General features: G+C 71.6%; 15 protein-coding genes. 7 read left to right on the top strand and 8 right to left on the bottom strand.

Annotated elements, in window-relative coordinates:
• The first annotated feature begins 788 nt into the window (after positions 1-788).
• The 3 genes from ESG85_RS33565 (at position 789) to ESG85_RS33555 (ending at position 3,019) form a co-directional block, all read left to right on the top strand.
• Positions 789-1,385 (top strand): hypothetical protein, encoded by a 597-nt coding sequence (locus ESG85_RS33565; protein WP_128984956.1) that lies wholly within the window; start codon positions 789-791, stop codon positions 1,383-1,385.
• 323 nt (positions 1,386-1,708) lie between these two features.
• Positions 1,709-2,041: a hypothetical protein gene (locus ESG85_RS33560; protein WP_128984955.1), complete on the top strand. Its 333-nt coding sequence runs from the start codon at positions 1,709-1,711 to the stop codon at positions 2,039-2,041.
• 126 nt (positions 2,042-2,167) lie between these two features.
• Entirely contained in the window at positions 2,168-3,019 is an 852-nt protein-coding gene (locus ESG85_RS33555; protein WP_128984954.1) for a hypothetical protein, read from the top strand.
• Positions 3,020-3,161: 142 nt separating this feature from the next.
• On the opposite strand, the gene ESG85_RS33550 is transcribed toward ESG85_RS33555, so the two are convergent.
• From ESG85_RS33550 to ESG85_RS33535, 4 genes are all read right to left on the bottom strand, one after another.
• The gene (locus ESG85_RS33550; protein WP_128984953.1) at positions 3,162-3,704 is read right to left on the bottom strand and encodes a hypothetical protein; all 543 of its coding nucleotides are present in this window, start codon (positions 3,702-3,704) and stop codon (positions 3,162-3,164) included.
• Positions 3,705-3,823: 119 nt separating this feature from the next.
• Positions 3,824-4,444 carry an HAD family hydrolase gene (locus tag ESG85_RS33545; RefSeq protein ID WP_128984952.1) on the bottom strand — a complete coding sequence of 207 codons (621 nt, stop codon included), beginning with the start codon at positions 4,442-4,444 and terminating at the stop codon, positions 3,824-3,826.
• On the bottom strand, positions 4,441-4,692 hold the full coding sequence (locus tag ESG85_RS33540; RefSeq protein WP_128984951.1) for a DUF397 domain-containing protein: 252 nt from the start codon (positions 4,690-4,692) through the stop codon (positions 4,441-4,443). The genes ESG85_RS33545 and ESG85_RS33540 overlap by 4 nt, the downstream gene beginning before the upstream one ends.
• Positions 4,689-5,552, bottom strand: coding sequence for a helix-turn-helix domain-containing protein (locus ESG85_RS33535; RefSeq protein WP_128984950.1), 864 nt, complete (start codon positions 5,550-5,552; stop codon positions 4,689-4,691). Before ESG85_RS33535 ends, ESG85_RS33540 begins: the two co-directional genes overlap by 4 nt.
• A 90-nt stretch (positions 5,553-5,642) precedes the next feature.
• On the opposite strand from ESG85_RS33535, the gene ESG85_RS33530 reads away from it, so the two are divergent.
• The 3 genes from ESG85_RS33530 (at position 5,643) to ESG85_RS33520 (ending at position 8,095) form a co-directional block, all read left to right on the top strand.
• A complete protein-coding gene (locus ESG85_RS33530) occupies positions 5,643-6,083 on the top strand; it encodes an ATP-binding protein (protein WP_128984949.1) in 441 nt (146 codons plus the stop codon).
• A gap of 80 nt (positions 6,084-6,163) precedes the next feature.
• Complete coding sequence (locus tag ESG85_RS33525; RefSeq protein ID WP_128984948.1) at positions 6,164-7,081, top strand: alpha/beta fold hydrolase; 918 nt, start codon at positions 6,164-6,166, stop codon at positions 7,079-7,081.
• 147 nt (positions 7,082-7,228) lie between these two features.
• On the top strand, positions 7,229-8,095 hold the full coding sequence (locus ESG85_RS33520; protein ID WP_128984947.1) for an isocitrate lyase/PEP mutase family protein: 867 nt from the start codon (positions 7,229-7,231) through the stop codon (positions 8,093-8,095).
• A gap of 128 nt (positions 8,096-8,223) precedes the next feature.
• Here the strand turns inward: ESG85_RS33520 and ESG85_RS33515 are convergent, their stop codons facing one another.
• The 4 genes from ESG85_RS33515 to ESG85_RS33500 form a co-directional block, all read right to left on the bottom strand.
• Entirely contained in the window at positions 8,224-8,730 is a 507-nt protein-coding gene (locus ESG85_RS33515; protein WP_128984946.1) for a mycothiol transferase, read from the bottom strand.
• A gap of 17 nt (positions 8,731-8,747) precedes the next feature.
• On the bottom strand, positions 8,748-10,715 hold the full coding sequence (locus tag ESG85_RS33510; protein ID WP_128984960.1) for a serine/threonine-protein kinase: 1,968 nt from the start codon (positions 10,713-10,715) through the stop codon (positions 8,748-8,750).
• 288 nt (positions 10,716-11,003) lie between these two features.
• Positions 11,004-11,411, bottom strand: a complete 408-nt coding sequence (locus ESG85_RS33505) for a DnaJ family domain-containing protein (protein ID WP_128984945.1) — start codon at positions 11,409-11,411, stop codon at positions 11,004-11,006.
• A 224-nt stretch (positions 11,412-11,635) separates the two neighbouring features.
• A complete protein-coding gene (locus ESG85_RS33500) occupies positions 11,636-11,839 on the bottom strand; it encodes a cold-shock protein (protein ID WP_046908818.1) in 204 nt (67 codons plus the stop codon).
• Positions 11,840-12,123: 284 nt separating this feature from the next.
• Between ESG85_RS33500 and ESG85_RS33490 the strand changes: the two genes are divergently transcribed.
• Positions 12,124-13,002: a menaquinone biosynthetic enzyme MqnA/MqnD family protein gene (locus ESG85_RS33490; RefSeq protein ID WP_128984944.1), complete on the top strand. Its 879-nt coding sequence runs from the start codon at positions 12,124-12,126 to the stop codon at positions 13,000-13,002.
• The last annotated feature ends 64 nt before the right edge of the window (positions 13,003-13,066 follow it).

Below are 13,066 nucleotides of genomic sequence, written 5' to 3'. Positions count from 1 at the left end.
CCAGGCCGACTCCCGCCGCGAAGAGGTTCGCGGGATCTCAGGCGTCACACGAGTTCCTTGCCGTCACAGCGGTACCCATGCCGACCGGCGAGATTGGTGATCGAGCCTGCCCGAGCGAGCAAAGTCCGATCGCGAAGAGACCTGGCCGCCTCACACGTCACACCAGCCCCCTCTCGTCACATGACGGCCCGCGCCATGCCACTTTTCCCGCCCCACACCCGCCTTCTCCACCCACCGGGAATGACCAGCGGGGCATGCACCCCGACCAAACACCAGCCCGCAGGCCGCCGAGCCGGGAATGGGCACCCCACTCCACTACCGCGCACCCCGAACCGACGGGCACCGCCCCACCCGGCCCGGCCGACCACTCCCACCCACGCTGCCGCCACCCGCCCACGGCGCCCCGCCCCCACCAGGCCTGTCCGCGTGGCCGGGCCCCCGGCCGCCCTCCGAGTGTGAAAAGGCTCCCGGAGCCACCGGGTCAAGGGTGACCGCAGGTCATCGCGAAGCGACGCGACCGCCAGGGAGCGCCCTTGACGCGGTGGTGGAGGGAGCCACACTCGGAACAAGGGCGGCCGCACCAGAAGCCCACCAGACACGGCCCGCCCCACCAACCCCAGAAGCCAAGCCGCACCCCCGCCCCTACGAACCCCACCTCCGCCCCCTCCACCCCCTGCCGAAGTTCGGCAGTTCTCGCCCCGTCCGTTCTTCCGGACTCCTGGCATGACCGCCTGCCGGCCTCGGTGGAAGGCTCATCCCGGAAGGTGGCTAGCGGAGATGGGGGACCCGTGAGCAAACGGATCGCGCGCAAGATGCTCCGGCGGATGGAGACCGGGGAGCCGGTCGACGTCCACATCTGGGCCGGACTGTCCTACGCCAAACCCGCCCGACTCGCGGCGCTCGCCGAGCAGTTCGGCTATGACTTCCAGGACATCACGGCCTGGACCCAGACCGGCTGCACGCTGTCCATCCGTCCCGACCCCCGTCCGGAGGCCCAGGCGCGCGCCGCGGAGAACCGGGCGCGGTACCCGCGGGCGGGAAAGGGAGGCCCGCTCCCGCCTCTTGCGACCGAGACGGTCGACGTCATGAAGGCCCGCATGCTGTGGGGACTCACCCGCCCGCAAACCCGGGGCGAACTCATGGGCGCCCTCGTCTTCGCCATCGTCGTTCTCACCCTGATGGAGATCAGTGTCGCCGTGAGATTCGGCAGCACCGGAGCACTCGTCGGTGGTGCCGTCGAGCTCGCCCTCTTGGCCTTCATTCCGGCGCTGCTGAGCCTCAACCGGCGCTACCACGCCAAGTGCACCACCGTGCTGGAGAACGCGGGCTTCATCGCCGTGACCGGGCGTGACGGCCGGGTGCGGTACGAGCTGCCCGCTGACTAGGGGCCGGCGGCTGCCCGTTCCGGAGACATCGCCGAGTACGGACACGAGGGGTGGGGTGCGGTGGGCAAGCGACGCGTACGCAAGATGCTGCGGCGGATGGAGGCCGGTGAGCGGTTCGTCATGGTCGGCGTTTTCCTGGGGGGAATCACCACGGGGCCCGACTCGCCGCGCTGGCTCAGGAGTTCGGGTACAAGTACCAGGACGCCTCGCTGGAGAACGCCTCCGGTCTCCTGGTGTCGTTCACCCCCGACCTCCGGCCGGAGGCCCGGGCGCGTGCCGCGCGGAACTGGGCGCGGTATCCGCGAGCCCGGGACGGAGGTCCCTTGCCGCCCCTCGCGGACGAGGCGGTCCGGCTCCTCAAGCTCCGCATGCGGTGTGACTGCGCGCACCAGTACACCGAGGGCCAACTCCACCGCCGCGCGGTGTACGCGGTTCTCTACGTCGTCTTCCACGTAGCTGCTTTCAGCATGCGCGACGGGTGGGACGGCCTGCGCGTCAACCTCATCGTCGGGGCTGCGCTGCTCGCCCTCGTGGCCCTCGTGCCCGTCGTCAACCGACGTCAACGCGCCAAGTACGGTGCCTTGCTGGAGGACGCCGGTTTCCGGCGGGTGACCGACCACGACGGCCGGGTGTGGTACGAGCCGCCCGCCGACTGAGAGGTCCTCACGAAGGCGTGGGACGCGGGTGGGTGGTGAGGCGGGGTGGCGCGGTAGCCTCCTCCCCAGCCACGAGGGGGGTACCGAGTGAAGAAGCTACTGAGTTTCGCGTCTGCGCTGGCGGTCATGGCCGGATTGGCCATTGCCTCGACGACGCCCACCCACGCCGCCACGGACAGGAGCGGCGAGGAACGGCTCCGCATCCCGAACAGCAGCGCGTGCAGGGCGGGCCGCACCGTCATGCAGGGCATGGTCGCGGGGCCCGGCGGCCGGCTCTACATCGTTTTCACCAAGGCGGGCGGGGCGGAGCCGGTCCTCTCCCGGTGGTTGCGCGACGGCTCGGCCTGGGACGGAACCAGCTGGACCTGCGCCGGGGCGCCGACCTCCATCCCCGCGCTCGGCCACGGCAACGACCTCGCCTACCACCCGAACTACCAGGGTCGCGGTCCTGCCTTGATCGCGACCCAGGGAAGTCAGTCGGCATACCCGAGCGACGCCGTGGCGATCGTCCACCTGGACGCGTCGGGTGCCGTGGGCTCGAGCGAGGTCGTCCACCTGCCCATCGGCAACATCAGCGGCCTCTGCTACAGCGCGACCGCGGCCGGCGGGGCCGGCAAGTACGCCGCCCGCCGCGCGGGCAACCTGTGGACCCATCCCGGCTCCGGTTCGCTGACGAGCGGATGGACGCTGGTGAAGACCAATCTGACAAGCCACGACAATCGTTCCGACCAGGGCATCGACTGTTCCGAGAACTACATCTGGAACACCAAGTCCATCAACACCTCGACGCCCGCGACCGGGTGGAACTGGGTGTATCAGTACAACTGGTCCGGAGGCGATGTGGAGAGTGACATCGGGATTCCGGGCAGGAACCTGGTCGACGAGATCGAAGACATCACCCACGTCGGGAGCGACTTCTTCATCGGCGTCAACCGAAACGACGGGGCGGACGACTCCGTGAAGGTCTTCATCCCGTGAGACGTGGCCTTGCCGGCCCGAACGCCAACCGGGTCGGCTCCACGGGGGTTCCTGCCGACCGCGCGCTTGCGCCCGCCACCTCGGCGTTCGCGCCGCGCGGACTCGCGCATGGGGGGAGTCCTGTACGAGGGGTAGTCCGGCACTAGTGGTAGTCCTGCACGGGGGTGTCGGGCGCGAAGTGGGCTACTGCGGCAACCAGTCGGTCCTTGTCGAAGCGCCACCCGGTCACCGCCCGGGAGGCCATCGCGACGTCGGCGGGCACCGGGACGAGCACCTTCAGGGCGGCACGGGCCTTCGGACCGTCCCCGGGCAGGGCGGGAGCCCCCTCCCTCCGGGTGACCCCCACATAGGGAAGGGAGGCACGGCCCGTGGCCTGGCGCCAGAGCACGAAGCTTGTGATGTCGCCCCAGGGCACATGGGCGGTGGTGGCCCTGTACCGGGCGGGGTTCCCGCCGAGAAGCACACCCGTCTCGTCCACCCGGAACGCGACCTTGCGGCTCAGTGCCACGTACGCCATGAACAGCCCGCCCCCACCGAACAGGGGCAGGCCCAGTAGCTGCGCGAACAGCGGCATGCCCGGGAGCAGCAAGGCCGTGGTGAAGGCGGCGGAGAGCGCCACGATCCCTGTGGTCCTGAGGTCCCAGCCGTAGCGCGCCTGGTACACGGGGGAGATGTTGTCGGCCATGGCTGGATCATGACAACGGTCGGCTCGCAGGGGAAGCCCCCGGGGACAGTGCTGCTCAAGCTTCGGTGGCATACGTTCACCGAGGGGTGACCGAACCGCCCGGGGCGGAGGAGCGGGGCTCACACCCACGCGAGGATCTCGGGTGCCGCCTCCGCCAGCGTCGTGAAGTGGCGGTGCGAACCCTCCGCCGGAGACGCCGTGTTGACGGTCCAGACCGTCATGCCGGCCGCACGTCCTGCCCGTACTCCCGACGGCGCGTCCTCGATCACCAGGCAGTCGGCGGGATCCGCCCCCAGCTTCTCCGCGGCGAGCAGGTACGGCACGGGCGACGGTTTGCCCTCGCTCACCGACGCCGCGTCCACCACCAGCCCCGGCATCGGCAGCCCGGTCCGCGCGAACCGCCCGCGCACCCGGTGCTCGTAGTTCGACGTGACCAGCGCCCAGCGGTCGGCGGGCAGTTCCTTGAGCAGCTCGGCGGCGCCGGCGAAGGCCGCGTACGTGCCCGTCCGTACGTCCTCGTCCTCCAGCTCGTGCAGCAGCGCCAGGCACGCGGCCGGGTCGACCCCCGGCGCCACGGCCGCGAACGTCTCGACCGGCCGCGTCCTGAGCGCGACGGCGTACACCGTCTCCCCGTCGAGACCGTGGCGGGCGGCCCAGGCGTGCCAGACGCGCCGCTGGTTCTCGACGGCGTCCATGAGGGTGCCGTCGACGTCGAGGAATACGAATTTCCTACCGGTCACGCGCCTGATGCTACGGCCACTCCCACGAACGCGGCCCAGGCCGCCGGGGCGACGGCGAGCTGAGGGCCGTCGGGGTTCTTGGAGTCACGGACGTGCACGGTGGTGGGGTGAGCGGCGACCTCGACGCAGTTCCCGCCTTCGCCGCCGCTGTAGCTGGACTTGCGCCAGTCGTAGGCGACCTCGACGCACTCGCCGCCCTCGCCGCTGCTGTAGCTGCTCTTGAACCAGGCCAGACCTGCGGTGTTCATAGCTCTCCCAGCATCTTCTCGATCAACTCCAGGGACTCGTGGGGCGTGAGTGCCTGTGCCCGGATGATCCCATAGCGTTCGGTGTACATGCGCACCTCTTCCGGGTCGGTGATCAGCCGGGCGTATCCGTACGTCTCGGTGTAGGCCACTTCCCTTCGCCCCTTGGGGGTAAGCAGGGTGAACGAGCTGTCCAACGAGGGGTGTTCCTCACGGTTGGTCGGCATGACCTGGAGCGTTACGCTTCGCATCCTGCCGACGTCGATGAGGCGGCTCAGTTGCTCTCGGAAGGCGTCTCGACCGCCCAGCGGGCGGCGTAGTACCGACTCCTCGATGACGAAGCTCATCGTGGGTGCGGGCCACGTGTCGAAGATGGCCTGGCGCGCGAGTCGGTCGGCCAAGCGTTTCTCGATCGTTGGCTCGTCGTACAGCGGACGCCGGTACCGGAAGACGATCTCCGCGTATGCCGGAGTCTGCAGAATGCCTGGTACGGCCTGCGGTGCGTAATAGTGCAACGCCACCGCCTCCGCCTCCTCCTTCGCGAAGTCCCTGAACCAGTCCGGGTGCCGTACCCGCGCCCGTGCCAGGGCCGCCCTCACGTCGTCGACCGACGCGATCAGCACGCCGTCGGCCTTCAGTACCGGGTCCGCCCGGACCAGGAAGTCCGGCTGCGGGGTCCGTACCCCGCGTTCCACCGAGGACACCAGGTCCTCACTACAGTGGGTGGCCTCGGCAAGCTCCGCCTGGCTCAGGCCGGCGTTCTTCCTCAGCACCTTGATGATCTTGCCCAGCGCCCTGAACAGGTGTGCCGTACCGTCGACTTCGGACGGCCGTTCCGGCCGTTCCTCCTCGTGTCCCGACATCCGTACCGCCCTCTTGGCGTGCTCGTACCGCTACTCAGCGTCGTCGTGTCGCCCCTGGTCAGCGTAAGTCCAGGGGCCCAATCTCGGGCCATGAAGACCGAAATGACCACCCCCACCGGTGGGTTCAGGGGCGCGGGGGACGGCGTGTTCGCGCAGCGGCTCTCCTCCACGCGCCGGGGCGCGCGCCTCGCGCGCCTGCTGGCCGTGCAGCAGATGCGGGACTGGGGGCTCGCGGACACGGCCGCCGCCGAGCTCGTCGTCGCCGAGCTCGCCGCCAACGCCGTGACGCACGGTCGCGTGCCCGGACGCGACTTCGAGGTGCGGCTGGTCCTCGGCGCTCCCGGCGACCACCTCCGCATCGAGGTCTCCGACACCCGCGCCGAGCGTCTGCCCGAGCCCGCCTCCCGCCACCTCGAACGTCTCCACGAGCACGGCTACGGCCTGCCTCTCGTCGAGGCCCTCGCCGCCGCCTGGGGTGTGAAGGAGCGCAGTGTCGGCAAGACGGTGTGGGCGACCGTCCCGACGCGCTGATCCCGCTCGGTCCGGCACCGATGAGTTTTCGGTGCCGGGGCCGTCCACCCCTCGTAGGCCCCGCGAGAGGAGACCGAGAGATGCCTTACGCCGACGTCAACGGGATGTCCCTGTGGTACGAGGAGCACGGCGAGAGCGGCGAGAGCGGCGGGAGCGGCGAGCCCGGCGCCGCCGGATCCGCCGAGCCGCCGCTCGTGCTGCTGCACGGCGGGTTCGGGGCCGGCGAGATGTTCCAGCCGTTCCTCGCCGCGGGAGGCGGGGAGGGGCGGCGCGTGATCACCGTCGACCTCCAGGCGCACGGCCGGACGCCGGACGTCGCCGGGCGGCCGATGTCGGGCGAGGCGATGGCCGACGACGTCGCCGGACTGCTCGAGCACCTCGGCGCGGCGCCCGCCGACGTGCTCGGCTACTCCCTCGGCGCGGGCGCCGCGCTGCGGCTCGCGATCCAGCGCCCGGACCTGGTCCGGCGGCTCGTGGTCGTGTCGCTGCCGGCCCGGCGCTCGGGGTGGTTCCCGGAGGTCACGGCGCAGATGGACCGGATGGACGAGGGCGCGGCGGAGGCGCTGAAGCAGTCGCCGATGTACGAGCTGTACGAGCGGATCGCGCCGCGCGTCGAGGACTGGCCGGTGCTGGTCGAGAAGGTCACCTCGATGAACCGGCGCGACTACGACTGGACCGGGGAGATCGCCGGCGTCACCGCACCCGTCCTGCTGGTCTTCGCCGACGGCGACGGCATCCGGCCGGCGCACATGGTGGAGTTCTTCGGGCTCCTCGGCGGCGGCCTGAAGGACCCGGGCTGGGACGGTGCCGGCCGGCCCTCCGCCCGCCTTGCGGTCATCCCCGGTGCAACGCACTACGACCTGATGCTCTCGCCGCTGCTCCCCGCGGTCGTGGGCGCGTTCCTCGCCGAGGAGGCCGCCGGGAAGGCCGCCGGAAAGGCCGCCGAGGAGGCCGCCGGGAAGGCCGCGGAGGAGGCCGGCGGAAAGGCCGCCGAGTGACGGTTCCGGTGAAAACGGTCGCCCGGGAGAGTGAGTAAAGCTCCCGTCAGCGAAGGTTCGCGCTCGTCTCCAGAAATCATCCTGTTTCGGCAAAGTGCCGACGCGTCAGCGTGTTGATGTCGATGTCGACGAGGAGTCAGTCAGTCCGTGAACCGTCCCAGCTACGGAAACGACCTCCGGGCGCGGATCGCCGCGCCCGGCACCACGCCCCTGATCGGCGTCCACGACATGTACTCGGCGTCCGTCGCCGCCGGGCACTACGACGGGATGTTCGTCTCCGGCTTCGGCTTCGCCGCCTCGTACTACGGGCTGCCGGACATCGGGTTCATCGCGTGGCCGGACATGCTGGCGTTCGTGCAGCGGCTGCGCGGTGCCTTCCCGCGGCACCACCTGCTCGTCGACATCGACGACGGTTACGTCGACCCCGAGGTGGCCTGTCACGTCGTCGAGGGCCTGGAGCGGATCGGTGCCTCCGGCGTGATCCTGGAGGACCAGAAGCGGCCGCGGCGCTGCGGGCACGCGGACGGGAAGCAGGTGCTGCCGCTGGGGGAGTACCTGGCCAAGCTGGACATGGTGCTCCGGACCCGGCGGGACCTGGTGGTCGTGGCCCGTACCGACGCGACGGACGAGGACGACATCCTGCACCGGGCGAAGTGCCTGGCGGCGACCGAGGCGGACGTGGTCCTCGTGGACGGCGTGCGGAGCGTGGAGTGGATCCGGCGGATCCGCGAGGTCGTGGACGGGAAGCCGCTGCTGTTCAACCAGATCGCGGGCGGCAAGTCGCCACGGCTCTCGCTCTCCGAGCTGTCGGAGCTGGGCGTGGACGTGGCGATCTACAGCACGCCGTGCCTCTTCGCGGCGCACGCGGCGATGGACTCGGCGCTGGCCGGGCTGAAGGCCGACGACGGACGGCTGCCTGTCTTCGACCCGGAACGGAGCGTCGGCGTCGCGGCCTCGACCCGCCTCCTGGAACGGAACCTGGCCCGGCACCGTGAGGCCGTCACCCCGGTCTGAGGGGCGGAGCGCGTCGGTCTCGCGGGGCGGAGTGGTCGGCCTGTGCGGGCGGGCTGCCCGGCCGACGGGCCGACCGGGCGGGGATCATCCCGGCCCGCCGGACCGGGCGGGCGGTGGGCCCGGCCGCGTCAGGCGCGTTCCACCACGCCGCGGACGTACGCCGCCTGGCCCGCGTGCTGGTTGTCCTCCGCGATCACGCTGATCAGGCGGACGCCCAGGGTGACGTGCGGGGTCCAGCGGGTGTCGACGACCCGGTCCAGGTCGGCGTCGGTGAGCGCGCCCACGTGGTCGAGGGTGCGGGCGTGGACGGCGTCGTAGTAGCCGAGGAGGAGGCCGGCGGGCGCGCGGACCGCCGCCACCTGCTTGCCGCTGTGGCCGAAACCCGTGGCGTTCTCGGGGAACGGCAGGCCGAAGCGGCCCGACCAGCCGTCGGACGTCCACACCTGCTCGGTCCCGAAGGCGTCGGCGACGTGGTCGTCCTGGATCCGGGTCAGGTGCCAGACCAGCCAGGCGATCGAGTTCGCGTCGGGATCGATCCGCTCGGCCAGCGCGTCGTCCGACAGTCCTTCGACGGCCTCGTGCACGGCCTCCTGGATCCGGCCGAAGGCGTCAAGGAGAAGCTCAGCGCTCTTCATGGCGTCACCGTAAGCGGTCAGGCGCGCTCGTAGTGGTAGCCCTCGCCGTGGGCCGGGCCGACGTCGTGCGTGAGGCCGCTCGGCACGGCGAGGACGAACGCGGACGCGTCGCCGTTCGTGCAGGACGGGTAGCCGCTGGACTTCGCCTGGTCGAGGACGGCGCCGCCCAGGTTGATCCGCTTGCCGCCGTCGGTGACCGAGACCAGCTTGGCCACGTGCTCGCAGTGCGCGCCGTTGATCTCCGTGATCATCCGGGCGGCGATCTGGCCGGGTGCGACCCGGTAGACGTACACGGTCTTGGGCTGCCCGATGTTGTACGCGCTCGTGTACTTCCAGGTGCCGACGAAGGCGGAAGGTACCGTGCCTCCGGTGGCCGGGGGCGGTGCCTGGGTGGTCGCGGGCGGCCTGGTCGTCGTACCGCCGCCGGAGGACGAGCCGCCGGACGAGGAACCTCCGGACGAGGAACCTCCGGAGACCGATCCGCCGGAGGCCGGCCCGCCGGACGAGCCCCCCGTGCTCGTCGACGAGCCGCCGCCGAGCGCACCTCCCGACGCGCCTCCCGACGCCGTGCCGCCGCCCGGGCCGACGCCGGCCGCGGCGCCGCCGCCCGCCGCGCCCGTGTCGCCGGGCGGCGGTACCGCCGTCGGGTTCCGGCCCGGTGGCGTGGTGTCCGTGCCCGGCGGGGGAGCGGAGGACGGGCCGGTGCCGGCGGTCGCGGGCGCCGACGCGCTGTTCGACCCGCCGGGTGAGGCGCCCAGATCCCGCTCGCGGGCGCCGTCGTCGATCAGCTTCACGACGGTGCCGCTCACGCCGAGGACCACGAAGACGGCCGCCACGACCGCCCAGACGCGCGAGGCGCGGCGTGGCTCACGCGCCTGGGCGGGTACGGCGGGTACGGCAGGTACGGCGGGTGTGGCTGGTGTGGCTGGTGTGGCGTCGGGCCCGGATGCGGCGCCCGCCGTCCCGGGCTGCTTCGGGAGCAGCGCGACCGTGCCGGTGCCGTTGCTGGTGCCGGTGTCGGGCGCCTGCGCCGCGTCCGCCGCCCTTTCGGCCTCCTCCGCCTCCGCCTCCACGTCGAGCAGCCGGGCCGCCTGCCGGGCCAGGCGGGCGACCAGCTCGGGCGGCAGCCAGGCGCCGCCCGCGGCCGGGCCGCGGCCGGACTCCTCGCCCGGGAGGGCCGGGTCGGCGAGCAGGGCGGCGATGGTGGGCCGCTGCCCGGGGTCCTTGACGAGGCAGCGGGTGAGGAAGCCGCGCAGCTCCTCGGACTCGACCCGGTCGAGCTCGGGCTCGTCCTCGACGATCCGGAACATGATCGCGTGCTGGTTGCTCGCCCCGTGCCCGAACGGCATCCGGCCGGTCGCCGCGTACGCCAGGACGCAGCCGAGTGCGAAGACGTCGGCGGCCGGGCCGAGCGACTCGCCGCGGACCTGCTCGGGTGCCATGAATCCGGGCGAGCCGACGACCATGCCGGTGCTGGTGAGCAGCGACTCGACGGAGGGCTCCAGGGCCCGCGCGATGCCGAAGTCGATCACCCGGGGGCCCTCGACGGTGAGCATCACGTTGGACGGCTTGAGGTCCCGGTGCAGGATGCCGGCTCCGTGGATGCCCTGGAGGGCCCGCAGCAGGCCCAGCGCCAGGGCCAGGACCGAGTCGGCGGGCAGCGGCCCGTGCTCCCGTACGACCTGTTCCAGGGACGGACCGGGCACGAAGCCGGTGGCCACCCACGGCCGGTCGGCCTCGGCGTCGGCGTCCAGGACGGGTGCGGTGTAGTGCTCGCCGACCTTCCGTACGGCCGCGATCTCCCGGCGGAACCGGGCCCGGAACTGCGGGTCCCGTGCGTGCTCCTCGTGCACGACCTTGACCGCGACCGTCCGCCCGCCGCCGGAGCGTGCGAGGTAGACCCGCCCCATGCCGCCGGATCCGAGCCGGCCGAGCAGCCGGTACGGGCCGATCACGCGCGGGTCGCCGGCGCGGAGCGGGCTCATGCCGCTGCCCCCGTCGACGCCCTTGCCGTCCTCGCCGCCCTTGCGGCCGCCTGCGCCGGAGGCCTTACCGGAGGCCTTCCCGACGGCCTTGCCGGAGGCCGCGTCCGGGCCCTGTCCGTCCCCCGCGCCGGTGCCTATCCCCGGGCGTTCGTCCTTCTCGCCGCTCATGCCGGTGTGGTCCCCCTGGTCGCCCCTGATGCATGGTCAAGCCGAGCGGGTCTCAGGGTAGATGAGGACCTTCGAGGAGGGCATGGCGGTCAGGGCGTACGGCCTCACGGGGCCGCGGACCTACCGCCCGCCGCCGCGGGCCCGGCGCCACTCCGCCGCTTCGGCCTCCACGTCGAACAGTGTCAGGTTCAGCGGCGGGCCCGCCGGCGGGCGGGCCAGGGCCTCGGCGATCCTGGTGTTGACGTCACCGAGGACGCGGCGCAGCTGGGACTCCGACACCGCTTCCCGCGCGGCCCGCGCCGCGTCCTCGGCCTCCTTGCGCAGGGCCAGCGACGGCGGAAGCGCCGAAAGGCCCTCGCGGTGCATCTTCCGCTTGACCCACCACAGCTCGTCGTACGGCGCGGTGTCGTCGTCGAGCGGCTTTCCGAAGCCCTCGAGCCGGGAGAACTCGCCGCGTTCCGTCGCCTCGCGGATCTGCTTGTCCACGAATGACTCGAAGCTGACGCCGGGCGGTTTGCGTTCGGTCATGCATTCAGCGTACGACCGGGCTTTGCCGTACGGCCGGGCTTTGCCGTACGACCGGGCTTTGCCGTACGGAGGGCTTTCGCCTTACGGCCGGACCTTTGCCGTACGGCCGGACCCTTGCCGTACCGCCCCGGAAACGGCAGGAGCCCCGCTCGTGCGCTTCGCGCACGGAGCGGGGCTCCTTGGGTACAGCTCTAGAGGTTCGCGATCGTCGACCCCGGGGTCACTCAGACCGGGGTGACGTTCTCCGCCTGCGGGCCCTTCGGGCCCTGCGTGACGTCGAAGTTCACCTGCTGGTTCTCCTCGAGGGAGCGGAAGCCAGAGGCGTTGATCGCGGAGTAGTGGACGAAGACATCCGGGCCGCCGCCTTCCTGGGCAATGAAGCCGAAGCCCTTTTCAGCGTTGAACCACTTCACGGTTCCGGTAGCCATGAGCCCTCCTATGGGCCAAAGGGTCGCCCTGCTCCAGAACCTGCAACCAAGTCTGAAAACTACAAAAGCCTGCGGGTCACATGCTCCGCAGGCTCTGTACTGCAAGGGAAACCAAACTGCAACTTGCGTCGAGCGTAGCACGCAGCGTGCTCGGAGCGGTAGAGGGAAAGATCACGTCACCCGAATGTTTGGCGCGTCTCCGATGTGCTGACGTGAGCGCGGCGCAGCCCCGCTCGGACGCCCCCGGCGATGTCCGCCTGACGAGACGGGTCTAGCCTCACGATGTGGACAATGCAACCGATGCCGTGGCCGACGATCAGCGGCGCACCCGGCCCCGCGTGGGACACATCCAGTTCCTGAACTGCCTGCCCCTTTATTGGGGCCTCGCCCGTACCGGAACGCTCCTCGACCTGGAGCTGACGAAGGACACCCCGGAGAAGCTCAGCGAGCGGCTGGTGCGCGGCGACCTGGACATCGGGCCCATCACGCTCGTCGAGTACCTCCGGCACGCCGACGAGCTCGTCGCGCTGCCGGACATCGCCGTCGGCTGCGACGGGCCCGTCATGTCGTGCGTGATCGTGTCCCAGCGGCCGCTGGCGGAGCTGGACGGCGCGCGGGTCGCGCTCGGCTCCACCTCCCGCACCTCGGTGCGGCTCGCGCAGCTGCTCCTCGCGGAGTCGTACGGCGTGTCGCCCGACTACTACACGTGTCCGCCCGACCTCGGTCTGATGATGCAGGAGGCCGAGGCGGCGGTGCTGATCGGCGACGCGGCGCTGCGGGCCTCGCTGCACGACGCGCCGCGGCTCGGGCTCCAGGTCCACGACCTGGGGCTGATGTGGAAGGAGTGGACGGGGCTGCCGTTCGTCTTCGCCGTGTGGGCGGTCCGCAAGGACTTCCTGGCGCGCGAGCCGGAGACCGTCCGCGACGTCCACCGGGCCTTCCTGGCCTCCCGCGACCTGTCCCTGGAGGAGGTCACCAAGGTGGCCGAGCAGGCGGCGCGCTGGGAGTCCTTCGACGCGGAGCTGCTCGAGCGGTACTTCCGCACGCTCGACTTCCGCTTCGGGCCGGAGCAGCTCGCCGGCGTGCGCGAGTTCGCCCGCCGGACCGGCCCGACGACCGGTTTCCCCGCGGACGTACGGGTCGAACTGCTCGGCCCGCGTTAGACGGCGCGGCCCGCGTTGGACGGCGCGGCCCGCCGGTCGGCATGCGGCCTGCCCGCCGGCCGCC

Origin of the sequence: Streptomyces roseicoloratus, assembly GCF_004117935.1 — a bacterium.
Classification (GTDB): domain Bacteria; phylum Actinomycetota; class Actinomycetes; order Streptomycetales; family Streptomycetaceae; genus Streptomyces; species Streptomyces roseicoloratus.
Note: the sequence above shows the minus strand (reverse complement) of the source record. Positions and strands in the feature narration are given on the sequence as shown.